Annotated in this window: 29 protein-coding genes; 17 read left to right on the top strand and 12 right to left on the bottom strand. The window is 62.9% G+C overall.

Translation table 11 applies throughout. The annotated features are described in order from the left end of the window. Positions 1-135: 135 nt before the first annotated feature. Positions 136-1,206: a D-xylose 1-dehydrogenase Gfo6 gene (gfo6, locus tag BB347_RS11275; RefSeq protein ID WP_076581503.1), complete on the top strand. Its 1,071-nt coding sequence runs from the start codon at positions 136-138 to the stop codon at positions 1,204-1,206. 11 nt (positions 1,207-1,217) lie between these two features. On the opposite strand, the gene BB347_RS11270 is transcribed toward gfo6, so the two are convergent. Beyond that, on the bottom strand, positions 1,218-2,201 hold the full coding sequence (locus BB347_RS11270; protein WP_076581501.1) for an LLM class flavin-dependent oxidoreductase: 984 nt from the start codon (positions 2,199-2,201) through the stop codon (positions 1,218-1,220). Between the two features lie 139 nt (positions 2,202-2,340). Further along, positions 2,341-3,906 carry an amidohydrolase gene (locus tag BB347_RS11265; RefSeq protein WP_076581500.1) on the bottom strand — a complete coding sequence of 522 codons (1,566 nt, stop codon included), beginning with the start codon at positions 3,904-3,906 and terminating at the stop codon, positions 2,341-2,343. 169 nt (positions 3,907-4,075) lie between these two features. On the opposite strand from BB347_RS11265, the gene BB347_RS11260 reads away from it, so the two are divergent. Both BB347_RS11260 and hmgA read left to right on the top strand, forming a co-directional pair. Then, positions 4,076-4,462 carry a hypothetical protein gene (locus BB347_RS11260; protein ID WP_076581498.1) on the top strand — a complete coding sequence of 129 codons (387 nt, stop codon included), beginning with the start codon at positions 4,076-4,078 and terminating at the stop codon, positions 4,460-4,462. A gap of 53 nt (positions 4,463-4,515) precedes the next feature. Next, positions 4,516-5,766, top strand: a complete 1,251-nt coding sequence (hmgA, locus tag BB347_RS11255) for a hydroxymethylglutaryl-CoA reductase (NADPH) (protein WP_076581497.1) — start codon at positions 4,516-4,518, stop codon at positions 5,764-5,766. A gap of 63 nt (positions 5,767-5,829) precedes the next feature. Here the strand turns inward: hmgA and BB347_RS11250 are convergent, their stop codons facing one another. Next, a complete protein-coding gene (locus BB347_RS11250; RefSeq protein ID WP_076581495.1) occupies positions 5,830-6,186 on the bottom strand; it encodes a hypothetical protein in 357 nt (118 codons plus the stop codon). An 85-nt stretch (positions 6,187-6,271) separates the two neighbouring features. Beyond that, entirely contained in the window at positions 6,272-6,796 is a 525-nt protein-coding gene (locus BB347_RS11245) for a DUF5817 domain-containing protein (RefSeq protein ID WP_076581493.1), read from the bottom strand. Between the two features lie 135 nt (positions 6,797-6,931). Between BB347_RS11245 and BB347_RS11240 the strand changes: the two genes are divergently transcribed. Next, positions 6,932-7,270: a cupin domain-containing protein gene (locus BB347_RS11240; RefSeq protein ID WP_076581492.1), complete on the top strand. Its 339-nt coding sequence runs from the start codon at positions 6,932-6,934 to the stop codon at positions 7,268-7,270. Between the two features lie 56 nt (positions 7,271-7,326). On the opposite strand, the gene BB347_RS11235 is transcribed toward BB347_RS11240, so the two are convergent. Next, positions 7,327-8,814, bottom strand: coding sequence for an alpha/beta hydrolase domain-containing protein (locus tag BB347_RS11235; protein WP_139327009.1), 1,488 nt, complete (start codon positions 8,812-8,814; stop codon positions 7,327-7,329). A gap of 187 nt (positions 8,815-9,001) precedes the next feature. Between BB347_RS11235 and BB347_RS11230 the strand changes: the two genes are divergently transcribed. Both BB347_RS11230 and BB347_RS11225 read left to right on the top strand, forming a co-directional pair. Continuing rightward, positions 9,002-10,366 (top strand): NRAMP family divalent metal transporter, encoded by a 1,365-nt coding sequence (locus BB347_RS11230; RefSeq protein ID WP_076581488.1) that lies wholly within the window; start codon positions 9,002-9,004, stop codon positions 10,364-10,366. 78 nt (positions 10,367-10,444) lie between these two features. Continuing rightward, the gene (locus BB347_RS11225) at positions 10,445-11,224 is read left to right on the top strand and encodes an SDR family oxidoreductase (protein WP_076581487.1); all 780 of its coding nucleotides are present in this window, start codon (positions 10,445-10,447) and stop codon (positions 11,222-11,224) included. 33 nt (positions 11,225-11,257) lie between these two features. On the opposite strand, the gene BB347_RS11220 is transcribed toward BB347_RS11225, so the two are convergent. From BB347_RS11220 to BB347_RS11205, 4 genes are all read right to left on the bottom strand, one after another. Further along, positions 11,258-11,689, bottom strand: a complete 432-nt coding sequence (locus BB347_RS11220; RefSeq protein ID WP_076581485.1) for a GNAT family N-acetyltransferase — start codon at positions 11,687-11,689, stop codon at positions 11,258-11,260. Between the two features lie 74 nt (positions 11,690-11,763). Next, positions 11,764-12,846, bottom strand: coding sequence for an alpha/beta hydrolase (locus tag BB347_RS11215; RefSeq protein ID WP_083687740.1), 1,083 nt, complete (start codon positions 12,844-12,846; stop codon positions 11,764-11,766). A gap of 349 nt (positions 12,847-13,195) precedes the next feature. Further along, complete coding sequence (icd, locus tag BB347_RS11210) at positions 13,196-14,458, bottom strand: isocitrate dehydrogenase (NADP(+)) (protein ID WP_076581483.1); 1,263 nt, start codon at positions 14,456-14,458, stop codon at positions 13,196-13,198. A gap of 231 nt (positions 14,459-14,689) precedes the next feature. After that, on the bottom strand, positions 14,690-14,971 hold the full coding sequence (locus BB347_RS11205) for a hypothetical protein (RefSeq protein ID WP_076581482.1): 282 nt from the start codon (positions 14,969-14,971) through the stop codon (positions 14,690-14,692). 99 nt (positions 14,972-15,070) lie between these two features. Here BB347_RS11205 and BB347_RS11200 point away from each other — a divergent pair, with 99 nt between their 5' ends. The 3 genes from BB347_RS11200 to map all read left to right on the top strand — a co-directional run bounded on the left by BB347_RS11200 (position 15,071) and on the right by map (position 17,151). After that, positions 15,071-15,970: an isoaspartyl peptidase/L-asparaginase gene (locus BB347_RS11200; RefSeq protein ID WP_076581480.1), complete on the top strand. Its 900-nt coding sequence runs from the start codon at positions 15,071-15,073 to the stop codon at positions 15,968-15,970. Positions 15,971-16,049: 79 nt separating this feature from the next. Then, positions 16,050-16,184, top strand: coding sequence for a hypothetical protein (locus tag BB347_RS19810; protein WP_257787606.1), 135 nt, complete (start codon positions 16,050-16,052; stop codon positions 16,182-16,184). A 70-nt stretch (positions 16,185-16,254) separates the two neighbouring features. Further along, positions 16,255-17,151, top strand: coding sequence for a type II methionyl aminopeptidase (gene map / locus BB347_RS11195; RefSeq protein ID WP_076581478.1), 897 nt, complete (start codon positions 16,255-16,257; stop codon positions 17,149-17,151). Between the two features lie 75 nt (positions 17,152-17,226). Here the strand turns inward: map and BB347_RS11190 are convergent, their stop codons facing one another. Continuing rightward, positions 17,227-17,427, bottom strand: a complete 201-nt coding sequence (locus BB347_RS11190) for a DUF7835 family putative zinc beta-ribbon protein (protein WP_076581476.1) — start codon at positions 17,425-17,427, stop codon at positions 17,227-17,229. Positions 17,428-17,712: 285 nt separating this feature from the next. Here BB347_RS11190 and BB347_RS11185 point away from each other — a divergent pair, with 285 nt between their 5' ends. After that, positions 17,713-18,252 carry an HIT family protein gene (locus BB347_RS11185; RefSeq protein WP_076581474.1) on the top strand — a complete coding sequence of 180 codons (540 nt, stop codon included), beginning with the start codon at positions 17,713-17,715 and terminating at the stop codon, positions 18,250-18,252. A gap of 146 nt (positions 18,253-18,398) precedes the next feature. Next, complete coding sequence (locus BB347_RS11180; protein WP_076581472.1) at positions 18,399-18,800, top strand: cupin domain-containing protein; 402 nt, start codon at positions 18,399-18,401, stop codon at positions 18,798-18,800. 23 nt (positions 18,801-18,823) lie between these two features. Here BB347_RS11180 and BB347_RS11175 read toward each other — a convergent pair whose 3' ends face one another. Beyond that, positions 18,824-19,060, bottom strand: a complete 237-nt coding sequence (locus BB347_RS11175) for a glutaredoxin family protein (protein WP_076581740.1) — start codon at positions 19,058-19,060, stop codon at positions 18,824-18,826. Between the two features lie 88 nt (positions 19,061-19,148). On the opposite strand from BB347_RS11175, the gene BB347_RS11170 reads away from it, so the two are divergent. The 4 genes from BB347_RS11170 to BB347_RS11160 all read left to right on the top strand — a co-directional run bounded on the left by BB347_RS11170 (position 19,149) and on the right by BB347_RS11160 (position 21,963). After that, the gene (locus BB347_RS11170; RefSeq protein WP_076581470.1) at positions 19,149-19,631 is read left to right on the top strand and encodes a redoxin domain-containing protein; all 483 of its coding nucleotides are present in this window, start codon (positions 19,149-19,151) and stop codon (positions 19,629-19,631) included. A 126-nt stretch (positions 19,632-19,757) separates the two neighbouring features. After that, complete coding sequence (locus BB347_RS11165; RefSeq protein WP_236995945.1) at positions 19,758-20,153, top strand: hypothetical protein; 396 nt, start codon at positions 19,758-19,760, stop codon at positions 20,151-20,153. Between the two features lie 143 nt (positions 20,154-20,296). Then, on the top strand, positions 20,297-20,437 hold the full coding sequence (locus BB347_RS19000) for a hypothetical protein (RefSeq protein WP_157524994.1): 141 nt from the start codon (positions 20,297-20,299) through the stop codon (positions 20,435-20,437). A gap of 2 nt (positions 20,438-20,439) precedes the next feature. After that, positions 20,440-21,963, top strand: a complete 1,524-nt coding sequence (locus BB347_RS11160; RefSeq protein WP_076581466.1) for a glycosyl hydrolase family 28-related protein — start codon at positions 20,440-20,442, stop codon at positions 21,961-21,963. 20 nt (positions 21,964-21,983) lie between these two features. Here the strand turns inward: BB347_RS11160 and BB347_RS11155 are convergent, their stop codons facing one another. Next, on the bottom strand, positions 21,984-23,237 hold the full coding sequence (locus BB347_RS11155) for a tRNA (N(6)-L-threonylcarbamoyladenosine(37)-C(2))-methylthiotransferase (RefSeq protein WP_076581739.1): 1,254 nt from the start codon (positions 23,235-23,237) through the stop codon (positions 21,984-21,986). A 742-nt stretch (positions 23,238-23,979) separates the two neighbouring features. Between BB347_RS11155 and BB347_RS11150 the strand changes: the two genes are divergently transcribed. Together BB347_RS11150 and BB347_RS11145 are read left to right on the top strand one after the other, a co-directional pair. After that, a complete protein-coding gene (locus tag BB347_RS11150) occupies positions 23,980-25,005 on the top strand; it encodes a DUF2334 domain-containing protein (protein ID WP_236995944.1) in 1,026 nt (341 codons plus the stop codon). After that, the gene (locus tag BB347_RS11145; protein ID WP_076581462.1) at positions 25,002-26,510 is read left to right on the top strand and encodes a glycosyltransferase; all 1,509 of its coding nucleotides are present in this window, start codon (positions 25,002-25,004) and stop codon (positions 26,508-26,510) included. Before BB347_RS11150 ends, BB347_RS11145 begins: the two co-directional genes overlap by 4 nt. Positions 26,511-26,525 lie beyond the last annotated feature (15 nt).

The following is a 26,525-nucleotide window of genomic DNA, read 5'->3' as shown; positions in this document are numbered from 1 at the left end:
TTCGGTCGGATACCATCGATGGGTACGACCTTCGAATACGAGATAGTCAGTTATCGACGTTCGGAACACGTAGACGGCCGTGACGCTCTGAACGCTGTGAACTAACGATTTTTCACTGTCGCTCGTAGGATGAGTATGGAACTCGAGGACACGTTCGTCGATTTCACGCGACGAGATTGGGAGACCGAGTCGCCCGACGGGACGGTTCGCATGGCCGTCGTCGGAATCGGCGGCTTCGCCCGAGAGCGCGCGCTTCCCGGCATCGCCGAGAGCACGTACTGCGAGACGACGACGCTGGTCACCGGCTCGCCGGATCGGACGCGAGCCGTCGCCGAACGGTTCGACATCCCGTACGTCGTCGACTACGACGGATTTCTGGCCGGCGACCACGCGGACTCCTACGACGCCGTCTACATCGCGACGCCGAACGCGACCCACGGCACCTACGCGAGCGCCGCCGCCTCCCGCGGACTGCACGTCATCTGTGAGAAACCCCTCGAGACGTCCCTCGAGGACGCACAGGGGATCGTCGACGCTTGCCGCGACGCCGGTGTGACACTGATGACCGCCTACCGATTGCAGACCGAGCCGACGGTTCGACGGACGCGCGAACTCGTCCGCAACGGCGTCCTCGGCGACATCGTGCAGGTCCACGGCGCGTTCTCACACCCGCTGTTGGACACAGCCAGCCCCGACTCCTGGCGACTCGATCCGGACCTCGCGGGCGGCGGCGCGCTGGTCGATCTCGGTATCTATCCCCTCAACACGACCAGATTTATCCTCGAGACGGATCCGACGGGAATCTACGCGACGACCCACTCGAGCGGGGAGCCCTTCGAGCGGGTCGACGAGCACGTCGCGTTCCAACTCGAGTTCGACACGGGCGCGACGGCCTCCTGTACGGCGAGTTTCGACGCTCACGCGAGCAGCCGACTCGAGATCGTCGGCACGGAGGGGATGATCTCGATCGCCTCGCCCTTCGGCGGCGTCGTGCCCCAGGATATGGTCGTCGAGAGCGGCGACCTTCGCATGGAGTACACGGGGGTGCCGGTCGACGAAGTCCGCGAGGAGTTCGACTACTTCGGTTACTGCGTGCTCACCGGAACGGATCCCGAACCCGACGGCGAGGACGGCCTCGCGGACATCCGTGCGATCGAGGCAGCCTACGAATCGGCCGACACGGGCCGTCGCGTCGACATCGATTGATCGAACACCTGCTAGAAGCGCGTCGGAGCCAGCGCGTCGATCGTCGCCTCGGTGATCTCGCTCGAGGCCGGTTCCGGAACCACGACGATCGGGTGATCGATCTCCGTCTCGGCCACGAGCGTCTCGAGTTGTTCGCGCGCGTCCTCGGGAGTCCCGGCGACGCCGAGATCCGTGAGCATCTCGTCCGTGACGGCCGCCGCGGCCTCGCGGTTGTCGCCGTTTCGCCACGCCTCGGCCACGCGCTCGGCCGCGTCGGGGTAGGCCATCGCGGCCGCTCGCCGGTACCCCTCGCCGCTGCCGACGTAGTACGCGATGTGTCGACGCAGCGTCTCTCGAGCCTCGGACCGGTCCTCGCTGACGGCCGACGGAACGTACGGCGCGATCGTGATCTCGCTCGGATCTCGCTCGCGCTCTCGAGCCGCGTCCGCGACTTCCTCGAAGGCGTCCTCGAGTTGCGAGAAGGGAATATTGTGTGGAATCCAGCCGTCACAGAGGCGACCGACGACGCGGCGGTTCGCGGGACCGAGGCCCGCGTGGTAGATCGGCAGCGGAACGTCCAGCGCGGGGAAATCCGCGGCCTCGAGCAGTTCGCCCTCGTACGCGACCGGTTCGCCACCGGGAGCGGTGAACTCGCGAACGAGTTCGATCGTCTCGTGGGCGCGGCGGACGGGCCGGTCGAAGGACAATCCGTGAAGGTCCTCGACGGCCTTCGGCGTGCTGGTGCCGACGCCGAGCGTGAACCGCCCGTCGGACGCCCGTTGGAGCGACGCGGCCGTCATCGCGAGGACGGCCGGCGTCCGCGAGTAGACGTTGACGATCGCCGTGCCGAGGTCGATCTCGTCGGTTCGACAGGCCATCTCGGTGAGCTGGACGACGCTGCTCTCGCCCCAGAGTTCGCCGGCCCAGACGGCGTCGTACCCCAATTCCTCCGCGCGGACGGCGACATCCGCCTGATCGACGTCACCGAACGACGTAACCATGAGTCCTGCGTGCATGTCCGTGCCAACTATTCCCAGTACAAAAAGACGGCCGATCGGGTGGGGCTTCGAGGTGTGTTCGCCCTGAAGCGTCGACGAACCGTTTCCCTCGAGTGCCGACGTCGTGTGTCCTCGAGCGCGGACGAACGGTCGCCCGTTATCGCTCGAGCGCGTCGTGGACGATCTCGCCGCTGACGGCCGTCATCGCCACGTCGATCTCCTCGATCCGTCCCGAGTGCTCCCACGGCGACTCCTCGAGCACGACGAAGTCGGCTCGTTTGCCGACCTCGAGCGTGCCGAGTCGCTCGTCGTCGAAGCCGGCGTAGGCCGCTCCGTTCGTGTAGGCTCGCAGGGCCTCGGTGACCGACAGCGCCTGGGCGTCCGTCGGGGCGTTGACGGCGTGGTGGACGCCGAACAGCGGATCCAGGGGCATGCCGTCCGAGCCGAACGCGAGGGGGACGCCGGCCTCGAGCACGTCCCGGAACCGATTCGTCCGATTCCGTCGCTCGAGCCCGAGTCGCTGGTCGTAGAGCCCACCCTCCTGTGCCCATCGGTGGAAGTTGGGCTGCATCGACGCCACGATGCCGGCGTCCGCCATCCGCTCGAGTTGGTCGTCCGTCGCCAGCTCCGCGTGCTCGATTCGGTGGCGCGCCGCCTCGGGATCGTCTGTCGACTCGAGCACCGCGAGTGTCTCCTCGATCGCTTCGTCGCCGATGGCGTGGACGGAGAGCTGGAATCCCTCGTCGTCGGCTCGCGTGAGCAGCGACTCGAGGTCGTCGGGGTCGACGACCCACTGGCCGCGGCCGTCGTCGCTCTCACCCCCTTGGGCGTCGTGGTAGTGCTCGCTGAGCTTCGCCGTCCGACTCCCCAGACTGCCGTCGGAGAAGGACTTGATCGCCCCCGTCTGGACGCGCTCGTCGCCCGCGTTCGTCGTCAGGCCGACGTCGACGAGCGACTCGAGGTGGTCGCTCCAGTAGTCGATCCGGACGCGAAGGGGCAGGTCGCCCTCGGCCGCCAGTTCGCGGTAGACCTGCGGCGCTCTCGAGTTTCGAACTTTGTCGTGGACGCCGGTGACGCCGAGTTCGACTGCGCGCCCCGTCGCCGCCGAAAGCACGGCGTTCATCTCCTCGCGGTCGGCTGTCAGCTCCGTTCTGACGCGTTCGGCACCGTCCTCGACGACGATTCCATTCGGTTCGCCGTGTTCGTACCGAAGGTCGTCCTCTGGCACCTCGCCCGCGAAGTACTCGAGGGCGGCCGTGTTCAACGAAGCGGTGTGGAGGTCGACGCGCATCGCGACGACGGGTCGTTCCGTGGCGACCTGATCGAGGTCGTCGCGCGTCAATGGCTGCGTTCGCGCGTCGTCCCAGGCGCTCTCGTCGTAGCCGAAGCCCTGAATCCACTCGCCGTCTTCGCTGGACTCGAGTCGGTCACACAATCGGTCGAGACACTCGGCGGCGCTCTCGGCCCTCGAGAGGTCGGCGTGCACGAGGTGTTGGCCCAGTTGTTCCATGTGGGTGTGGGCGTCGACGAAGCCGGGGAGGACGACCCTCCCGCCGCAGTCGATCACGTCGGTCTCGACGCCCTCGAGGAATTCGACCTCTTCGCGTCGGCCGAGCCGGACGATATCGCCGTCGCGGGTGGCCATCGCGTCGTGGACGGTGTCTGGTTCCGTGAGGGAGTGAATCGCCGCGTCGATCAGCAGACGATCGGCAGCCTCGGTCATAGCTCACAGCGAGCGGGCGACGGGCAAAATAGTTCGGTCTGATGGGGCGAGAGTTCGGCGCGAGGGGTCGAAAGTTCGGCGAGAGGGGTCGAAAATTCGGCGCGAGAAGTCGATTCGGTTGCTGTGTCTCGGCGCAACGTTGACCTATCTCTCCGTTGAGCGTAGTGGTATGCTCGATCGAGACGGACGAGTCGTCTTCGGGTCGCTGTTGGCGTTCGTCGTCATCCTCGGCGGCTCGACGCTGATCGAAGGCCAGTTCGGCGTGTCGCTGTTCGACCAGCCGCTGCTGGCGTTCGTGGTGTTCGCCGGCGTCGCGATCGCTGCTCCACAGCTCTACCTCGCCGTCGTGGACGACGATCCGTGGGCTCGAGAACGCGTTCAGTTCGCGACGGTGACGACGGCCGTGCTGGCCATCGCCTTCGGTGCCGACGCGGAGGGCGGGTACTACCTGATTATCTCGACCATCGGCGCGTGTTCGCTGCTCGGCCTCGTCGCCTACGAAGTGTATCGCTGGCACCGGCTCACGGTCGACGAGCGTCCACAACAGACGCAGTAATCGCTCGAGTGGAATCAGCAACTGTTAGGGCGTCCCACCGTCTCGACCAACGCATGACAGAGCCAGCGGACCTCGCCGAGCGCGTACGCGAGGGCGACCTTCGCATTCACGAACTCGAGGAGCACGCCGACTACGACACCGCGGTCGCGGCCCGACGGCTGGTCGTGGAGGGCGAAACGGGAACCGAACTCGACTCCATCGGCGACTACGGCTTCCCCGCGGAGGCCGCGGAGCCCAACATCGAGAACATGATCGGCGCGGCCCAGATTCCGATGGGAATCGTCGGCCCGGTTGCCGTCAACGGCGAGGCGACCGCAGCCACAGACGGCGGCGCGGCGGACGGCGAGTACTACCTCCCGCTGGCGACGACGGAAGGTGCGCTGCTCGCGTCGGTTAACCGCGGACTGGGCGTCATCAGAGACGCCGACGGGGCGACCGCTCGCGTGACGAAAAACGGCATGACTCGAGCGCCCGTCTTCCGAGTCGACGGCGTCGCGGAAGCCGCACGGACGGTCGAGTGGGTCGCAGACAACCTCGACGCGCTCCGCGAGCGAGCCGAGTCGACGACGAGTCACGGCGAACTGTTAGACGTCGAACCGTACGTCGTCGCCGACTCCGTCTTCCTGCGATTCGCCTACGACACGAAAGACGCGATGGGCATGAACATGGCGACCATCGCGACCGGCGAGGCCTGCGAACTCGTCGAGGCCGAAACGCCCGCCTCGCTCGTCGCCCTCTCGGGCAACCTCTGCTCGGACAAAAAGCCCGCCGCGATCAACGCCGTCGAGGGCCGCGGCCGCTCCGTGACGGCCGACGTACTCGTTCCGGGCGAACTCGTCGAGGATCGCCTCCACACGACCCCCGAAGCCATCGCCGAGGCGAACACCCGCAAGAACCTCACCGGCAGCGCCAAAGCCGGCGCGCTCGGATTCAACGCCCACGCGGCCAACGTCGTCGCCGCCGCGTTCCTCGCGACGGGCCAGGACGAAGCCCAGGTCGTCGAGGCCGCCAACACCATCACGACGATGGAAGCGCGAGAACGCGAGGACGGCACGACCGACCTCTACGCCAGCGTCTCGCTGGCCTCCCTCGAGGTCGGAACCGTCGGCGGCGGGACGAAGCTCCCGACCCAGTCGGAGGCCCTCGAGGTGCTCGGTCTCCGCGGCGGCGGCGACCCCGCCGGATCGAACGCCGACGCACTGGCGGAGATCATCGCCGTCGGCACGCTCGCCGGCGAACTCTCCTTGCTCGCGGCGCTCGCCTCGCGGCACCTAGCGAGCGCACACGAAGACCTCGGTCGGTAACCGTCCGTCCTGGCGTCGTAAACTGTCTCAATCTCCTGTTCGCAAACTCCCGTCTTCTCTTCTTCAGCCCGCAACGTCGGGAGTCTCGTCTCGAGCGCGAACCGTCACGATGGCGATGTAGGCTCCGCCAGCGGCGAGCAGGAGGTAGCCACCGAGCGTCTGCGGGCCGCTGGTTGCCGGTGCGACGAGAAAGAGACCGACCGCGGCGACGCCGTTGGCGACTGCAAAATCCCGGCGACCGTAAGCGCCGTGGAGGATCGCGAGCGCGGCGAACGTCGCACCGAAGGCGCTGATCGCCAGGTTCGTCGCCTCGATGCCGAGGACCGTTCCGTCGGCGAAGCTTCCGTAGGCGTAGAGCACCAGCGCCACCACCGTCCCGATACCGATGACCGTCCCCTGCACGTCCTCCGACTCGTCCATTTGCCAGTCGTTCGGACGCCCGGTGCAAAGCACTGGCGCTCCGCCGTCGACGCGGGAAACGGGTGAAGCTGCCGTATTTCGTGCCTCAGAGTCGGCGGTACCGTCCTCGACTCTCGCTGACCGTCCCGCGCCGGACGAGTTTCTCGAGTGCGTCCCGAACGTACTTCGCCGAGACGCCGCGTTCACCCGCGTACTCGATCACCTCGGCTTCGGTCGGCCGCTCGAGGTCCGCGAGCGCTTGCTCGACGATTTCCTTCTTGCTCCCACTTTGGGTCGACCCGCGCGGGTCTCGCTCGCCCGCCGCGTCGACTTCCTCCACGTCGAGGCCGGACTCCGCGAGGTACGTCTCGTCGTCGACGACGCCCTCCGACACGGTCTCCTCGAGTTCGTCGTAGGAATCCAGTTTGGCGAACGCCTCGCCTTCCCCCTGCCGGTTCGCGAGCATCGACGCGCGGACGTCTCGCGCGTGACTCGCGTCTTCGGTCTCGACGAATTTCTTGCGCTTCTCGTAGCCGCGGCGAGACCCACAGCGGGGACACTGCGTCGTCTCGGAACGCCCCTCGATGATCCAGAGGTTCGAACACTCGCTACAGCCGACGACGGCGTACATGTCTCGAGGTGGACGGGGCTCGTAGTTCAACCTTCGGCACGCGGGGCGAAAGTGAACGACCGAGCGCTGGTCGTCCATCGTGGCTCGAGGCCGACGTGGTGAACGTATTAGGCGATCCGCCTCGTGTCGCGTCGTATGGAACGCGTCTCACTCTCCGACCTCGAGCCCACGGAAGCGGCCGATGGCGTCAACCTGGCCGTCATGGCCGGCAGCGAGTCGATGAACGTCCAGCACTTCGAGATCGAACCCGGTGCGGTCGTCGAGGAACACAGCCATCCCCACGAACAGACCGGCTTCATCTACGAGGGCGAAGTGGTCTTCGTCTCCGACGGCGAGAAGTTCGTCTGTGGCCCCGGCGACTCCTACGCGATTCCGGGCGAGCAACCCCACGCAGCGGAAAACCGCGGCGACGTACCCGTTCGCGGCGTCGACATCTTCAGCCCGCCTCGAGAAAATCCGAGCTGGCAGGAGTGAGACCGTCCGAGTTCAGGCCGGTTTGGACTGTCTGTGATCTACTCGTTCGGTCGGCGTTACTTCCCGATCGATGACGCCTCGGCTCGAGCGAGTAGCGCTTGGGCGTCTGCCGGCAACAGGTAGCCGTCGTCGACGGCCGCTTCGGTCGCCTCCCGCATCTTCGAGACGTACACCTTGTGAGTCGGATACAACTCCGCGAGTGCCGACTCCTCGAGCCGGAACGTCTGGCCGTAGCTCTCACACGACCGCGCGTCGTAGACCGCGACAGGGACGTCGATCGGTGGCAGTCGGAGTCCACCCTTGGCGTTTCCGTACTCGTCGGTGACGACTTCGACCGTCCCGTCGGATGCCACGTCCCGCTCGATCCGGGGTGCAGCAGGCGGTTTTTCGTTTCGTTTCACCCACTCGGTTACGTGAGAGAGCGCAGCGTTGTAGGCGTAGCGCATCGGGAAGTAGTTGCCCTGACAGTCGCCGTAGTCGGCGTCTGCACGTTCGCCGTACTGGCCCGCCTCGAGTGGATCCCAGCCGGGGTCGTCTCCCTCGAAGTCACGAACGTCCATCGCGCCGGCCCAGGCCATGAGCCAGTAGTTGATGTGGGAGGTTCCGGTCACTTCCCACAGTTTGAACAGGCCGGAGTCGGGTCGGCGCACCCTGTCCGCTTCGTCCTCGCTTACGACCCACAGAACGGGGACGAGGTCGTCGCGTTGGTCCGCTGGCTCTTCTGGGGTGTGGGTCGTTGCGAACGGCAGGAATCCGTCGACGAGTCCGTGCGTTTCCTGAATTTCGTTGAGGTAGTATCGCAGGTACTGGGCCGACTGTGACATCCCCGTCGCGATCACGTGTTGGACGTTGAATCCGGCCATCGGATCCGGTTTCGGTCGGGGACGCGTCTTGATCGCTCGAATCGCCTGCGAGAAGATATCGTAGGAGTAGACGTCTCCGGGGTGGTGAAGGTCCCCGTACCGTTCTGGGTTCCCCGTTCGGAGGTCTTGGTCCGTCGGTGAGTCGTCGACACCGACCTTCTGTGCCGACGCGATTACCACGGCGTAGCCCTCTCGCATCGCGTAATCGAACGTGTTGATCCAGGCGACGGGTGAATCCCGGCCAGTCGACACGTTCGGCCACTCGACCAACGCGGTTCCGTTGAAGTCACGACGGTGTTTGGGCCGATAGACGAGCAATCGCGTCTTGTACTCCGCTTTCGTCTCCGGTGGCGCTTCGCGTTCGTCGACGGGGTACGGATTCGGTGGCCCAAGTGGCTGTGCGTCGCCAGAAATGAGGTACTCCGATTCGGTATATCCGTACTCGTCGATGTCGTGAACGGCGCTCGTCTGTGGAACTCCGTCAGTGATCGGCCCCTCGAGCGTCGGTGTTGTGGCGTCACGCCGCTTCCCACCCGCTACCGATCCGACCATAATCGAGCCTGCAGCGGTCACTGACAGCCCGCCGAGAACGGCCCGCCGCGTCGACGCAGTGCGTTTCTCCTTCGAATATTTCTCACGGTTCGTTGCTCCTGACTCAGTGTTCGTCTCTCTATCTGTCATCTCTACTTCCACACCACCTGTCATTGAAAATAGTATTAAGCGTGGCTCTTGGCTTCATTTCACGATTTTTCCACAGTTACTACAACTGAAGAACGGACAGTCTTCAGTCGTCACTGTTATATCTGTGAGATAACAGGTTACTGGAGAATACCACGCAGTTATATACTCGAGTTGGCAACGGTAGCCGATGGCAACTGAATCACGGTCGTCCGATTCGTGGGGAGTCGGACGCGTTGGATCGTATCTCGAGCGATTAGGGCCGACGTGGCTCGCTGGCGCGATTGCGGCGGGTCCGGCCACGATGGTTAGCCTGTTAGTCGCCGGGGCGAGTTTCGGCTACTCCATGCTGTGGGTCGTCGTCCTCTCGGCAATTTTGGGCACGCTCGGGCAGTATCTCGCGATGCGACTGGGAATCCTGACCGAGGCCGGGATCGTCACCGTCGTCGAGGAGCGACTTGGGTCGTTCTGGGCCTGGGTGCTCGTCGTCGATGTCGTGTTGGCTGCCGGGTTCGCCCAACTCGCGATCATGGGAACGCTGGCGGACGTCAGCGCGACGATTGTCGCAAATGCCGGCGTGGAAATCGTCGCACTGACCGATCCGCGCTTCTGGGGCGTTACCTGGGCGGTCATCCTCGCGCTCGGACTCGCCGGCGGCGGCTACCGACTCGCCGAACTCGGCGCGAAAGTACTCGTCTCGTTCGTCGTCCTCGCCTTCGTCGCCTCGCTGTTCGTCGTCCCGCTCGAGCCCGCGGCGGCGGTCTCCGGACTCGTACCGGAGATGCCCGGTGGCGTCGACGGCGCGGTCGTCGCAGCCGGCGTCCTCGGCGGCGGTGTCCACATCACGCTGTTGACGATGCAGAGCTACACGATGCGGGCGCGCAACTGGACCGAGGGGGATCGAGACATCGCAACCTTCGACGTCGTCAGTTCGATGCTCGTGGCGTTCGGTATCTTCAGCGTCGCCGTCTTCCTCGTCGCGGCGAGCGTGCTGCCGGAAGCCGGCGTCGATCCGGCGACACTCGACGAAATCGGGGCCGCCGAAGCCCTCGGTCCGATCGCCGGCGAGCACGCGACCTGGATCTTCCTCGCCGGATTGCTCGGCGCGGCCGTATCGACACTCGGTGGCAACACGATCGTCCCGCCGTACCTCCTCGCCGATAAACTCGGCTGGGAGCAGTCGGTCGAGGATAGTCGCTACCGAGTTGCTATCGTCGCCGTCGCACTGCTCTCCTCGCTCGGCGCGTTCTACGAGGGTGGATTCTTCAACCTGCTCGTGCTCGTCCTCGCGTTCGGACTCGTCGGCACGCCGTTCGCCCTCGCCGTCATCCTCTACTTGCTCAACGACCCCGAGGCCGTCCCCGAGACGAACTCGAGGCTGCTCAACGTCGGGGGACTCGCCCTGTTCGGCGTCGCAACCGTGCTCGCGGGTGAGTTCGTCTTGGACGAACTCGAGACGGTCACTGAACCCGCCTCGGCGTTCGTCGTCGCCTTCGCCCTCGCGATGACGGTCGCGACGCTCGGACTCGCCGTCCGGTACGTCAGAGACCGATAACGGAGACCGCTGACGCGGCCGCGGTGGTCGGATTCAGCCGGACGAACGTTCAAGGTACGCGCCACCAATGGTCGTGGCATGTCCTCACCTGATGACGAGGGGTCACCGACGGTGTCCGAAGCCGGCAACGAACTCGCCGACGACGTAATCGTCGTCACGGGCGCGAGTCGCGGACTGGGTCGCTCGATGGTCGAGCGCTTCGCCGAGGAAGGTGCTCGCGTGACGCTCACTGCTCGCGACGAAGATCGACTGGAAGAACTCGCAGCCGACCTCCCGACCGAATCGCTCGTCGTGCCCGCGGACGTTCGTGACAGCGACGCCGTCGCGAGGGTCATCGACCGAACGATCGACGAGTTCGGTCGCATCGACACGCTCGTCAACAACGCAGGCGTGAGTCTCCTCGGCATGCAAGACTCGAGAAACGGCCTCGTGGACGTCTCCGAGGAGGAGTGGGACACGGTTCTCGAGGTCAACCTCAAAGGTGTCTTCCTGTTCACCCGCGAGACGCTGCCCCACATGTACGAGCAGGGCCAAGGCAACATCATCAACATCTCTTCCGGCCTCGGTCGACGTGCCATCGCTGGTGCCGGCAGCTACGTCAGTTCGAAGTGGGGGCTCGAGGGCCTCACCCGAACGACGGCGCTCGAGACCGACGAGGAGGGGATCAACGTCAACGCGTTGGATCCGGGCGGCCGCGTCAACACCGATATCTGGGCGCACCTGCCGGAAGAAGAGCGACAGCAGATTCTCCAGCCGGACGTGATGGACGATGCGGCGGTTCGCCTCGCCGCACAGGACCCCCACGCCGTCACCGGCGAGTCGATGGCCGCACAGGAGTGGGAGGAACGACTCGAGTAGGAGGAACGCTTCCCCTCGACCTCGATTTTGACTTCACTCGAGGGGCTTTCGCATCTTCACGTGCGGAATGCCCGCCTCTTGGAACTCTTCGCCGTAGCGTTCGTATCCGAGCGTTCGATAGAACTCCGCAGCATGCGTTTGCGAGTGGAGTTTGAGCGACTCGAGTCCCTCACTTCTTGCTTCGGTTTCGACGACGTTCATCACCGCCCGCCCGACGCCATCCTCGCGGTAGGGGGCCAATACGGCGACACGTTCGACCTTTCCGACTCCCGAGTTGGCCTTCCGGAGGCGAGCGGCACCGACTGGCTCGCCACCGTCGTAGGCGACGAAGTGCGTCGACTCGTCCTCGTGCTCGTCGTACTCGAGGTCCTCGTCGACGCCTTGCTCCTCGACGAAGACGACCTGCCGGACCGCGAACGCGTCCTCGCGTTCCCCTGCTGTCTCGACCGTTCGTACCTCGACCATTACGCTCTCGTTCGAACTGCCGTACCGAGAGCGTTACGACACTGAGAGGAGGCAGTGGGGGATACGACCCTCCGTCAGTGCTGTCGCTGGAAGTCGTGTACCGCGTGGAAGAACTCGTGTCGGGTTCGCTCGAGGAAGCTAAAGTGGGTCCCACCCGCGATCTCTCGATACTGTTTTCGGTCGTCAGCCGCACCGACGGCGTCGTAGAGATTCAACGCCCCCTCCCGGGAGATGGTCTCGTCGCTCGAGGATCGGACGACCAGCGTCGGGTCGGTGATTTGTTTCGGGTGGTACTCACGTTCTTGGCGAACGAACGGCGCGATGATCGTCTCTGTGTCGTTCGATTTCGACGCCGACTCGAGAGCCTGCTCGCTCTCGAAAATGGCCCGCCAAACGGCGGTTTGGATCTCCGAAGCCGTGAACGCTCCGCCGCCGATCCACTCGTCGTGATCCCTTCCCTCCGGAATTTCGCCGGTCCAACCCGCGAGAAACTCCTCTCGTTGGTGTGGCAGATACGCTGGCCCGCCCGGATCCGCGCCCACCTCGAGCGTGTCGAGGGATCCGCCCGCGAGCGTGACGGTCTCGTAGCCGGGGTCGGCGAGTTCGTAGACCGCTCGGCCGCGCCAGGTGCCTCCGGACAACCCGACGTAGTGGATGCGCTCGAAGCCGCGGTCCTCGCGCAGCCAGCGCGTCACCTCGAGCAAATCGCGCGCCTCGCGTTCGAACGAGAGCGGGGGCGCGTTCGCCTCCGGCGGTTCGCTGTACTCGCGTGGTGGCTCCGACTCGCCGTAGCCGCGCATATCGGGAGCGAACGCTGCTTGCCCGCGCGCCGCGGCGTAGGGTAACCAGCCGAAGTCCTTCGCGACGGGCGGATCGAACATCGGAACGCCGCCGTAGGTCATCCCGTGGACGAAGAGCACGGCTTCCTCGGGGTCCTCGGGCGACCGTTCCCAGACGCGTAGCCGATGACCGTCGTCCATCTCCAGGTCGTGGGCCGGCGGTTTCCACGACGGACGCGTTCGTTTCTCGTTCGGTTCGTCTCGAGTTTCCTCACGGTGACTCGAGGCTGTTACGCCGGTGGTTCCGACGAGCGTCGTTCCGACGGCCCCAGCGAGGAACGCTCGACGGGGTGTCGGTAGCATGTCGCGGGTTGGCATACGTGTCAATTCGCTCCAATTCCGTGTCAGCGAATAACGGTATTCGATGGTTTCACGAACGCTACGCCAGTTTTCTAGTACGGTCTCGAATAGCCGACAAATCGACTCGAGTTACTCTCCGGGGACTAACTGCTATCACCCGCCATCGCCGTCACTGCCTTCGAGAGCCCTCGCTGTCGAGTTGCGGACACTCGAGAATGGGTCCGACGAACATCACGGTCCAGAGTTACGACAATCCAAAGACGGCAGCGAAAAATGGTCGACCGAAGCGCCTAACTTGCCGAAAAGTCGGCGGACGCCAACTGTTCGATGGTCTGGGGGCTCCCTCGCCAGAGGACGAGAAACTCGCTTATGCGAGTTTCTCGATGTTCGCGACGACTTCGTCGGCGTACTCGCTGGTTGCGAGTTTCTCGGCGTCCTCGAGTTGTCGTTCGAGGTCGTAGGTGACCTTGCCCGAGGAGATGGTCTCCTCGACGGCGTCGCGCACGAGGTCCGCGGCGTCGGTCCAGCCGAGGTACTCGAGCATCATGCGACCCGAGAGGATCATGGCGGTCGGGTTGACCTTGTCCTGACCCTCGTACTTGGGTGCGGAGCCGTGAACTGGCTCTGCGAGGAGTCGACCGTCGCCGAAGTTCGAACCGGGGGCGATGCCGAGGCCACCGATCTGTGCGCCGGCGGCGTCGGACATGTAGTCCCCGTTCAGGTTCATCGTCGCGATGACGTCGTAGTTGTCCGTTCGGGTGAGCAACTGCTGGAGCATGTTGTCGGCGATGCGGTCGTTGACGACGAGCGTGTCGTCGTCGACTTCGCCGTCTTGTTCTTCCCAGAGCGTGTCCTCGGTGATGACTTCCTCACCGTACTCCTCTTCTGCGACTTCGTAGCCCCAGTCTCGGAACTGGCCTTCGGTGAACTTCATGATGTTACCCTTGTGGACGAGGGTAACGGAGTCACGATCGTGTTCGAGGGCGTAGTCGATGGCGCGGCGGACGAGTCGCTTCGTGCCGAACTCCGTAATCGGCTTGACGCCGATACCGACGGGACCGTCGTGGATGACGTCGTCTTCGCCCATCTCTCCTTCGACGAACTCCTTGACTTCTTGGACTTCGTCGGAACCGGCTTCCCACTCGATGCCGGCGTAGACGTCTTCCGTGTTCTCTCGGAAGGTGACCATGTCCATCTGCTCGGGCTCGGAGACAGGGGATGGAACGCCCTCCATGTGGTAGGTTGGTCGGACGTTCGCGTAGAGGTCGAGCAGTTTTCGCAGGCCGACGTTCAGCGATCGGAAGCCGGCGCCGACGGGCGTCGTCAGCGGACCCTTGATCGCGACGCGGTGTTCCTTGATGGCCTCGACGGTCTCGTCCGGCAGGTTCTCGTCGTACTTCTCTCGAGCGGATTCGCCGGCGTAGACGCGCATCCAGTTGATGTCGCGACCGGTCGCCTCTGCGGCTGCCTCGAGGACCTTCTGTGCGGCGGGGCCGACGTCGCTGCCCACACCGTCACCGTAGATAATCGGGATAATCGGGTTGTCAGGTACCTCGAGTTCGGTTTCGGTACCTTCCTTCAGCGTGATCTTCTCCCCTTCGGCAGGGACTTCGATCTTGTCGTAGCTCATCTCGTGTGTACGGTTCTTCGATGGGGGTAAAAGGTCTCCCATTTCTATCGACGGACGACGAACAGTTGACGACACGCCCGAAGAGCCACACACAACTCGAAAAGTTCGAGCCTTTCACCCGATTCGGTTGTCGAAACGCAACTTCCCATCGGCTGTATTGTTCATTATATAAGATGTCAGAGGCGGGCGAGCGACGAAATTCGCGTCAGGACGCGTTGGACAGTTGAGGGTTCAGGACGCGTTGGACAGTTGAGCAGTGTTCCAGTATCGGACCATCACCGCGACACCCGCGCCGACGATAATGGTGCCGATGAGTGCCAGTGCGGTTTGCCCGACTAGTGAGAACCACCCCTCCTCGAGTGCAGCCCAGAACGTGGCGAGTACGGTAATCCCGATGACGACGAGTACGGACCCGATATCGACCCAATCCCGATGCTCGTCGAGTACCAGTCGACCGATCGCAATCACAGCCATCGCCCCGCAGAACGCGGCGAGTATCGCGACTGGTGTCATTGTCGTCAGCGGTACACAGGCCGCTGTGGTAAGTGTAGGGATTTCGGCGTGACGAACCGACAAACCGTTCTCGTCGGAGCGACCCACTGGAAGCTACGCATGCAGGTACTCGTTCACGGCGGCGCTGGCAGCGATCCCGACGACCCCAAACCCCGGCAGACGGTCCTCGACCGCGCCGCTGACACCGGAGCAGCACAGACGACTCCCGTCGACGCGCTCGAGGCGGCCATCGCCATCCTCGAGTCGGATCCGCGATTCAACGCCGGCGTCGGCAGCGCGGTCCAGAGCGACGGCACGATCCGCACGGACGCCGGAATCATGACCGACGACCGGGAGGTCGGCGCGGCCTGTTCGATGCCGAACGTCGAACACGCGCTGTGCGTCGCTCGAGTCGTTATGGAAGAGTCCCCACACGGCTTCGTCTCGGGCGAACACGCCGTGTCCCTCGCCGAGGCGTTCGATATCGAGACTGGTGTCGACCTCTGGTCCGAACGTACCCGCGAACGGTGGACCGACCTCGAGGCCCCCGACGGAGACGCCCGCGAGCACCTCAAGTGGATCCGCGAGCGCTACGGCCAGTCGGACCCGGACGGCCGCGACGAGGACGGGAATCCGAAGGATCACGACACCGTCGGCGCGGTCGCGTTCGACGGCAACTCACTCGCTGCGGCGACCTCGACCGGCGGCCGGTGGCTCGCGCTCGCGGGTCGCGTGGGAGACGTTCCGCAGGTCGGCTCGGGCTTTTACTGCTCGCCCGCAGCGGCCGTCAGCGCGACCGGTGCCGGCGAGGATATCGCTCGCGTCACGCTCTCGAGGCGCGTCGCTCGGCACGTCGAGTGCGGTCGAGACGCCCAGGACGCCGCGACGATAGCGATCGAGGAGTTCGGGGAACTCACCGGGTCGACCGCAGGCGTCATTGCGATCGACGCACGGGGCACCTTGGGGTCGGCGTACAACAGCGACGCGATGCAAACCGCTCGAGCGACACGCCACTCGTAAACAATCCACACGGCACTCTCGAGAATTTCGACGATCGACGAGACGTAGTTTTATTATTGTCGTTCCCGTCGTCGGACGTATGCTCGAAACGCCGTATTACCCCTCACGCCAGTGTCCGCAGTGTTCGTCGACGCTCTCGAACGTACAAGGTGTCGCTGCGTGTCCGGAGTGTGAGTGGATCGACGCCGACGCTCGCGTCCAGCCGTCGATTTGAACAGCCGACGGGGTCGATGACGCCGACGAGAGACGGAACCTCTTTTTGTCGACCGGTACAACCCCGACCCATGGCCGAATCCGAGGTGGACCTCGAGTCCGAGATGTACGAAAAGCACCGCGAAGCAGGGGAGATCCTCTCGCAGGTGCGCGAAGAGACTGCCGAGCGCGTCGAGGTCGGCGCGAGCCACCTCGAGATCGCAGAGTACGCCGAGGATCGGATCCGCGAACTCGGCGGCAAACCAGCGTTCCCCGTCAATATCTCCATCGACGAAGAGGCAGCCCACGCGACGCCGTCGATCGACGACGAGTCGACCTTCGGCGAGGAGATGATCAACCTCGACATCGGCGTCCACATCGACGGGTGGCTCGCAGACACGGCGATTACCGTCGACCTCTCCGGGAATCCCGAACTCGCCGAGGCCCCCGGAGAAGCCCTCGAGGCCGCGATCGACGTGATCGAGCCAGGTGTCGAGACGGGCGAGATCGGTGCCGAAATCGAGGACGTCATCGACGGCTACGGCTTCAACCCAGTCGTCAACCTGACGGGCCACGGACTGGGTCACTGGGAACAACACACCAGTCCGAACATCCCGAACCGCGCCGTCTCCCAGGGCACGGAACTCGAGGCTGGCGACGTCGTCGCGATCGAGCCGTTCGCGACCGACGGTGGCGGCAAGGTCACCGAGGGTGCCAGCGAGGAAATCTTCTCCCTCGAGCGCGAGGGCTCCATCCGAAACCGGCAGGCTCGGAACGCACTCGAGCAGATCACCGAGGAGTTTCGCACCCTCCCGTTTGCGACGCGCTGGCTCGAGACGGATCGAGCCGAGATGGCGCTGCGCCGACTCAAACGCAACAACATCGTCCACGGCTACCCGGTTCTCAAAGAGGACGACGGCTTCCTCGTCAGCCAAAAAGAACACACGATTATCGTCACCGAAGACGGCTGTGAAGTGACGACCGCATAAGCAGATTGTCAGTGGTGAATGCTATTCACTGCTACTGATAGATTGACTGGATACGGATGCTCGCCTCGAGCGACTTCAGGCGTTGTTCATTCGCTGACTCGAACGGGACCCACACCGTTGACATTCGGCGACGCGGTACGGTTCGCGGGAGAACTCGGCGTTTTCTTCCTTTCCACTTTCCGTTCGGAGCTGGACGGACACTTCGTGGAGCGTCTCGAGGTCGCAGTCGTCACAGTGTTCAGTTAGCCCATTGACAGAGTCGTCAGTCGTTGCCATTAATCCACTTCTTCTGATAGGGGGGACTTAAAACCCCCCTTTGATTCGGACCGGTACGTGGATCATATGACAGAGCGACACCGAAACGGCCGTTTCGCCCTCGAGAGCTGTTGGAGCTCACGTATAACAAATATTCTACTAATCGTTGCTATCGGACAGTTACTCCTTGGAAATCGGTAAACCGTACTATTTTGGTATTCGATTACCAGTGTCCGATGGGTACAGACGTTCGGTCTAACCGGCCCGAGTAAAACGTTTTAGGCGGCTCTCGAGTGGGTGGTGGATATGGATCAGGTCTTTGCACCGTGGCGAATCGAGTGGATCAGGCGCGAGGAGAAAAACCCCGATATCGACGAGTGCGTCTTCTGTGAACTGCCGGATCTCCCCGCCGAGCGGGACAATTTGCTCGTCGCGCGCAGCGAACACGCCTTCGTCCTCTTGAACAACTACCCCTACAATCCGGGCCATACGATGGTGATTCCCCACGCACACACCGGCTCGTACAGCGACCTTACCGACGAGCAACTGCTCGACCACGCCCGCTTGAAACAGCGAACGTTCGACGCCCTCGAGGTCGCTCTCGAGCCAGACGGCTTCAACGCGGGCTTGAACCTCGGTGATGGCGCGGGTGGGTCGATCGGTGACCACCTCCACACCCACGTCGTCCCGCGCTGGCAGGGCGATACCAACTTCATGCCCGTCCTCAGCGACACGTCGGTGATCGTCGAGGCACTCGAAGAGACCTACGAGCGCGTCCACGAGGCGTTCGCGGTCCAGGAGGGTGCGACGGTTCCCGACGACGAGCGTGCAGTCGTCTTCGAGTAAGCTGTTTTCGCGGCCGACTCGGATCACGTTCGCACCCGAAACGGACTCGAGCAACCGAACTCGAACCATTACGTTCCCGCGAAAACCAGCAAGCGATGCCGGTCGACTGTACACTTTTGACACTCGTTGTCGTGCGTTCTTGTAGCATGGAGTACGAGGTCGTACACACCGACGACGTTCCGCTCACTGATCTCTCCGAGACCGACGACGTCCCGCCGGACCTGCAGATTCGGGCGCTCGACGAGGTTCTCGACACTGACGACGTCCAACTCAAACTTTGGTACTTCGAGCCCGGCGAAGAGATCCAGTATCACGCACACAGCGAGCAAGAGGAGATCTTCTACGCCCTCGAGGGCGAATTCTCGCTGAAACTCGGCCGGTCGGGCGAGGAGGAGTTCGTCGAGGCCGACGCGGGGACGTTCTGGATCGCCAAACCAGAGATTGGCCACGGCCACCGCAACGTCGGCGACGAACAGGGGGTCGTGCTCGCAATTGGTGCCCCAGCCGTCGACGATCCGGGGCTGGACCCACACGAAATCGACGACTAGCGTGAACGGCTGACCCTGACAGCTCAGGCGTACGTCGAATCGAGGTACTCGAGGATGTGTTCTGATTCGGCCATCGTCACGCCCCGTTCGTCGTCGACGACGACGGGGACCTGTCGCTGGCCGGAAAGTCGCTTGACTTCGTTTCGCCGCGAGTGGAGTCCCTCTACCCAGACGCTCTCGTAGTCGACCGCGAGTTCCTCGAGGCGGTCGACGACGAACTCGCAGTACGGACAGCCCTCCAGTCGATACAGCGTGACCATGGCGGGAATTCGCCGCGGGTCCCCAAAAACCTGTGTGCGCGCCTGCCGCAGAACGGACGTTTTTGTCTCCTCGCCGTGAGGTCCGATCATGCCACCGACGGCGGGCGAGACGATTACGGACTTCGAGGCACCGCTGTGTGACGGGGAAACGTTCCGATCGACTGCGCTTTCGGACGCCCTCGGAGCCCGCGGCGGCGTGGTGATCTGTACGGGCTTCGCGTTCAGCGCGATCGCACAGAACTGGTGGAAGCGCTTCGTTCGCGCCGGCTGGGACGAGTTCGACGACGTCTCGATACTCGGGATCAGTCGCGACGGGCCGTACGCGCAAAACGAGTTCCTGCGCTGGTTGGACCGACCCGACTTCCAGTTCTTCGCGGACGTGAACGGGACCGTCAGCGACTCCCTCGAGTTACTCGAGTCGCGCGAGCACATGGCGAACGTCTCGACGCCGTGGCGGTCGGCGTTCGTCCTCGACGCCGACCGCGAGGTGCACTACGCCTTCGTCGCCGACGACTGGATCTCGCCACTGCCGCGGGAAGAAATCGAGGATGCGGTGGAATCGCTCCCCTAATCGGTCGTCTCGAACGACGACAGTCCTCTGGAGCTTCGTACCGTTTCAGGGGCTCGATTCAGATTACCCGCAACGACTACTTGGAAATCGATAACCATTTTTGTTTGATATGAATCGATTGTGTCAATGGGTTCACGACCTCCGCCTCCACCACCCACCGGTTCGTGGCCGACGGGCGACCCGTCCGATAGTTCACACTCGAGTTCGAGTGACGGTGTTCCCATCGGCCTATGGATTATCGTCGCGGTCGGGTTCCTCGGCGCTTTCCTCAGCTTTCTCGGATCGATGACGCTCATCAGTACCGGGTACGGAGTGATCGGCATCGTCGTGCTCGGCTTAGCCGCACTCGAGATCGTCGTGCTCGTTGGCCTCCTCGCGTTTCGGTTCTGGGCCTACGCAGTCGCGCTCGTGGTCTTCAGCCTCGGCGTGGTGATCGACCTGGCCACGTTCGATTTTCTCGGCTTCGTTATCAACCTCTCTATCATCTGTTACCTGTTCGTGATCTCGAATCGATACGAGTAGTCCTCGTCCGTCTCGCGTTCGACTCGAGTACGCAGGATAACGGGTGATTGGCCCGAAATATGGCGCTCCTCGTCCCGAACGGGGTGGACGTTCGCAATTGAGTAGATGAGTACCTTTATGCGCCGTCGAGATAGTCAGATGATATGACACGTACCGACATCCGGCGACGGCTCCTTCTCGTCGCCGTTTCGGGCGGGTGTGCTACCCTTGCAGGCTGTTCGGAACTCTCGGCCACTCGGTCCGGATACGGAACGGCGTACGGAACTGAGTACGGAGCCGAGTGAGGATGGCCGACGAAACGCCGCGGCTCGGATTAGGGACGTACGACCCGGGGGACGAGTGGGACCACACCGACACGGTCGAGGCGCTCGACGAGCACGCGCTGGTTCGCGGGCCGATCACCGACCGTCCGTCGGACGGCGAGTACGACGACGAACTCTACCACGCGACCGATCAGGGAATTACCTGGCGCTGGGACGCCTCGAGCGAGGACTGGACGTATTTCAGCGGTCGCGGGAGCGCCGACCAGCCGGTACCGGGAACGAGCCACTACGAGGAGACGAGCGTCGAAACGGCGAGTATCGTCAACGCACGGACCGAGGAAACACCCGTGTGGAACGTCGAGGCTCACGGCATCGAGGGCGACGGAACGACCGAGGTCGGACAGGCGGTTCACACTCTCCTCGAGACGGTCGAGCAGGCCGGGGGCGGTATCGTGTACTTCCCGCCCGGTCGATACCTCCTCGAGCGAACGCCGCTGATCGGCGACGAGACGATCGTCCTGGGTGCCGGTCGATCGACGGTTCTCGAGGGAGTGCGCGCTGACGGTGAGGAAGGACGGGCGCTCATTTCCAACGTGGGCTACGACGCGACCGGGTACGACGGCGCGTCGAATTGGGGCGTCTGTAACGTCCGGATCGACTCACCGACCACGAACGGAATTCTACCCGCACACGCGGAGAACGTCCGACTCGAACGGATTTACGGCGACGCCATCTACTACCACCACATCGACGTCGTCTCGTCGAAAAACGTGGTCGTGGACGGCTACTGGGCGACGTGTGGCGGGGAGGGCGACTCGGACGCGCCGATACAGTTCGACAATCAGGTCTCCGGGACGGCTGCGAACGGGATCTGGGACGGAAAACGCGATGCGCGTGCGAACGACGACGGCACCCCGACGAGCAACTGTACCCTGAAAAACTTCGAAATCGATCCGACGAACGATCCCGAGTACGGGATTCACATCCACCGCGACGGAAACGAGTCGATCACGATCACGGACGGCCACGTCACCGGCTGTCGACACTCGGCCATCAGGTCGGACCCTGGCGATCTAATCGACGGTTTGACCATCGAGCGCGTCTCCTGTCTCGACAACGCGAGAGGCATTTCGCTGGGTCACGCTGAAAGCGGACGGCGGGCGCTGACGATCACGAACGTCACGATTAGAACCGCCGACAGCGGATTGGCATCGGGTTCGGGGCTGTACGCGAGCGGATTCGACGGCACCTCGATTTCGAACCTCATCGTCGACGGTCCGTTCACGAATTCGATTATCTTCGACGATATGGACGACCTGAAGCTGAGCACGGTTACAGCGACGGGTGCGGACCACCAGGCGTTCCGATTCCGAGAGAACGCCGAGGCGACGCTGACGACCGCTCGAGCGGCGGAGTGTGGCACCGTGGGCATCTACTCGGGACCCGAGAGCAGCGTCGCCTACGGTGGTATCACGTTCGACGATGTTGGGGAAGAAGTCGTCGTCGACGGCGAGATTCGGGAGTGGGTTACGTCGTCATCGTCGTAAGAGAGGTTTCGCGACGCGATTCAGACCGGCTTGCCGAAGGCGTACATCGTCTCGTGGGCCGTCACCTCGAGGTCGACGAAGTCGCCGGGCTCGAGGCCGTATTCGCTCGCGTGCTGGACGATGACCTGCCGATAGGCCGCGTCGCGACACTTGACGGAGTCTGCGGTGCCGTCCTCGACGACGAGACAATCATCGCGCGTGTCGCCGACCATGTCCTCGTAGGCCGAACCCACGATGTCGCGCTTAGCGGCGCTCATTTCCTTCGAGCGCTCCTTCTTGATCGTCCCGCCGAGGCCCTTCATCTGGGCGGCGTCGGTCCCCGGCCGCTTCGAGAAGCGGGTGACGTTGACCTTCTCCGGGCGCGTTTCGCGGAGCAAGGCCATCGACTGGGCGTGATCGTGGTCCGTTTCGGTCGGAAAGCCGACGATGAAGTCCGTCGAGAGCGTCCAGTACTCGAGGGCCGCGTCGAACGTCTCGATGACCTCGAGGTACTCGCTCACCTGATGTTGGCGGCGCATGTCGCCGAGTACGTCGTCCGACCCGGACTGGACGGGCGCGTGCAGGAAGTTGTAGAGTTCGTCGTTTTCGGCGAAGACCGCGGCGAGTTCCTCGCGGATACCGTGGACGCCCTTCGGATTGGCCATGCCGACGCGGACGCGGAAGTCGCCCTCGATCTCGCAGATTCGCTCGAGCAGGCGGTGGAGCTTGCGCTCGCCCTCGTCCCAGCCGTAGACGCCGGTGTCCTGGCCCGTGATTCGGATCTCCTTCGCGCCGGCGTGGATCAGCGCGCGGGCGTTCTCGACGTTCTCCTCGATGGAGGGAGAGTCGATCTTGCCCGTGGCGTGTTTCGTAATGCAGTACGAGCAATCCGACATGCAGCCTCGAGCGATGGGGAGGATGCCGACGACGCCGTCCAGAATGGGTTCGGCGTCGGGGGTCGTCGTCGGACACTCGCCGTTGGTGACGGCCTCGGGGACCTCGTCCCAGTGGAGCACCTGGCCGTCAACCTCCGCCTTCGCGAACTCCTCGCCCTGTGCGAGGGCCATACAGCCCGTGATGAACAGATCGGCGGTTTCGTCGGCCAACTCTTCGGCCCGGCGGAGCATGTTGCGCTCGGTCTTCTCGACGACCGTGCAGGTGTTCAAGATGGCGACGTCGGCCTCGCGTGGCCCCTCGACCTGGTGATGGCCCGCGTCACGGAGCCGTCGCTCGATCTCGCGACTCTCGCCGCGATTGGACGTACAGCCGTAGGTTTCGATGTGGTACCGGGCCATTCGCGTGAGAGAGTATCCGACCTCACAGACCAAAAGCGCGGCGAATCGCTTCACCCGCTCCAACACGAGGTGGCTCCCGGACGGTTTCGTGTATTCTTCCCGAAGCCATCCGCCTTCATCTCTGTTGGCTGTCTGGTAATAGTCCAAACGAAACATGGCTAGATGATCTATCTAAGATATGTAAATAAACGATCTATCGACGAGAATGTTATGGCGAAAAATGTTTTATATATTATATGAGTGTGGTTATATCGAAAAGCCGTGAAATCAGATCGAACGATTCTAGGCTCGTATACTGTATTTTTGCACCATCTGTAAATATGGGAGAAAAAAGCAGAATTACCAGCTTGTATGCAGATGATTACAAAACCCGATTCCAGGTATTGACATTGTGATGACTGGTGGTCCGAATGAGGGATGCCGACGGTGTGGCTCTCTCAGGGTAACGACAGAACAAATTGTCGAACACGACTGTGGACACGTTGGACCGGTAACGGCTTTCGAGGAGGGAGGGTGTCCGAAGTGTGGTCACGCTGAACCGCGTGGAGACCTGCGCGCGGTTAATTCCGTGTGCCGGTGTCTCGAGTGTGGGCGTCGGTTCGAACTCGAGGGAGAAACGGAGGAACCACCGGAAACGAACAGACGGATTCAGTTTCCTGATCTGCCGACGCCGACGCCCGGTGGTGAACTGTCTTGGATCCCGGATCGATATCGACCGAACACGGAGCGCGGACAGCAACTGATGGTCTCAGCGCTGGTCATCGCTATCCTGCTGGCGGGAATCGCTGGCACCGTCTCGGTCAGCACGATACTCGATTCGGAATCGAGCGACCACCAATCGGTCGATCGATCGTGGGAAACACACGAGACGATCGTCATATTCAGGAACGACGACATTCAGCCGTGGTACAATCAAGAAGAGATGCGAGCCGTCGACCAGGTGTTCATCGACGCGGACGTTCCCGTTACGCTCGGGATCATCCCAAAGGTAGCCGGTGAGAACGCGATTACCGACGATGACGAAACCTGCTCGTACCTTCGCTCACTCGAGTCCGAGTATCCCGACCAATTCGAGATGGCGATTCACGGGTATACACACGAAGAACAGACCGATTTTTACGACGGAAGCGAGTTCGGCAACGTCTCGATCACGACTCAATACGAGTGGCTCGTCGCTGGCGAGGAGATCATGCACGACTGCGTCGATAGACCCTCTCAGACGTTCATTCCGCCGATGAACACGTACGACGACAACACGGTGGACGTCCTCGTCGAGGAGGGGTATCCGATCGTCTCCGGAGGCGAGTGGTTCACGTCGGTGTACTACGAGGAGGAAGCGCCGTTCGAGGAGGACGGTATCTTGCACGTGCCGGAGACGCAGGCGTTCGAGGACTGGTCGAACGCGGATAACGACTCCGACGAGGTGCCCTTCCACGACCTCGAGACGCTGACAGAGTCGTTCGACGAGGCCGTCGAAGACAACGAACCGTACGTCCAAATGCTTCACTACCAGTACTTCACGAGCGAGGACCGACTCGACATGTTGCGATCGCTCATCGAGTACATGAACGCGACGGACGACGTCACGTTCATGACGCTCGAGCAGTTCGGCGATGGCCTCGAGTCGGGTGATATCGAGGAAACGGACGACGGATGGCGGGTTCTCGAACCGATCGAAGAAACCGTGAACGAAACTGCGGACGACGACTCCTCGCAATCGACCATTCCGAACCCGTGGCGTGAGATTCGGAGCGTGCTGTTCCGATGAAATCTCCGAAAATCGTCGGCTTCCGACTCTGGTCGATACTTCGATCAGTCAGGTGGCTCTCGGTCGCGTTGTTTCTCTCGGCGTTGCTTCCGTTCTGGTTGCTCGTCGGCGTGATGGACGACGGCTCGGTGTACGCCGTCGCCGGATTCGGACTGATCATGGCCTGTTACGTCGGGTGGTCGTACTACGTGGTTATGTACAGACCGTGGTACCGAGATGTCTTCGGTGTCGGGACGCTGGCGGTCGTTCTGTGCGGTTATGCGGTCGGCGTCGTCACGATCGGCTGGGTCTATCCGGCCCCCATCCAGTTCGTTCACCTCCTCGCGATTGCGCTCATCTTCGTGTACTACTGGTTCATTGCCCTCATCGCACTCTATCACGATCAGGTCGATCACGCGAAGTTCACTCCGTCACCACCGTTTCCGTCGATTACCGTTCTCGTTCCGGCGTACAACGAAGCCGGCTACGTCGGTCGAACGGTCGCGTCGTTACTCGAGGCGCGCTACCCGGAAGAACAGTTGGAGATCATCGTTATCGACGACGGAAGTACGGACGAAACGGCCGGGGAAGCACGTTCGTTCGAATCCGAGGGGGTTCGCGTCGTGACGAAAGAAAACGGCGGCAAGTACTCCGCTCTCAACTACGGACTATTGTTCGCCGAAGGTGAGGTTATCGTCACGGTCGATGCGGACAGCATCGTCGCAACCGACGCCCTCAAACAGATCGTCGCTCCGTTCGCGTCGAATCCAGAAATTGGTGCCGTCGCGAGTAACGTGACGATTTGGAACCGAAACTCGTTGATCACGCGCTGTCAGCAACTCGAGTACACCATCGGGGTCAACATCTACCGTCGCATGCTCGATTACTTCGGCATCGTTCTGATCGTTCCAGGGTGTCTCGGTGCGTATCGCCGCGAGGCGATCGAGGGCGTCTTCGCGTACGATCCGGAGACGCTAACCGAGGACTTTGACGTGACGATGAAAATACTCCGCTCGGGGTATCGCGTTTCCGTCAGCGATGCCCGCGTCTATACCGAGGCTCCGGACACCTGGACGTCGCTTTACAACCAGCGACTCCGATGGTATCGGGGCAACTACATGACACTGTTCAAGCACATTCGGGTGGTCGTCGACTCCTCGTACGGCCTCCTTCATCGACTTGCGGTTCCATTTCGGTTAGTCGAGTTGTTCTTCTTGCCCGTCGCCACCTGGATCATACTCGGGTTCATCGCCTGGTTGCTCCTGGGAGGACAGGTCGTTCAGGTGCTCGCGCTGTTCGTCTTCTTTACGAGCATCATCGTCCTCATCGCAGCGCTCGGCATTCTCATCGAGGGCGAGGACTGGCGGTTGATCATCTACGCGCCGCTTTTCGTTATCGGCTACAAGCACTTTCACGACGCGTTGAACCTCAAGTGTCTGTTCGACGTTCTCTCTGACCGGGACCTCGACTGGACGCATGCACAGCGAATCGATCAACGAGACGCCGACGACTCACCAACCGAATAATGGTGGTCGATTCTT

It is taken from the genome of Natronorubrum daqingense (assembly GCF_001971705.1).
Taxonomy (GTDB): Archaea; Halobacteriota; Halobacteria; order Halobacteriales; family Natrialbaceae; genus Natronorubrum; species Natronorubrum daqingense.
Note: the sequence above shows the minus strand (reverse complement) of the source record. Positions and strands in the feature narration are given on the sequence as shown.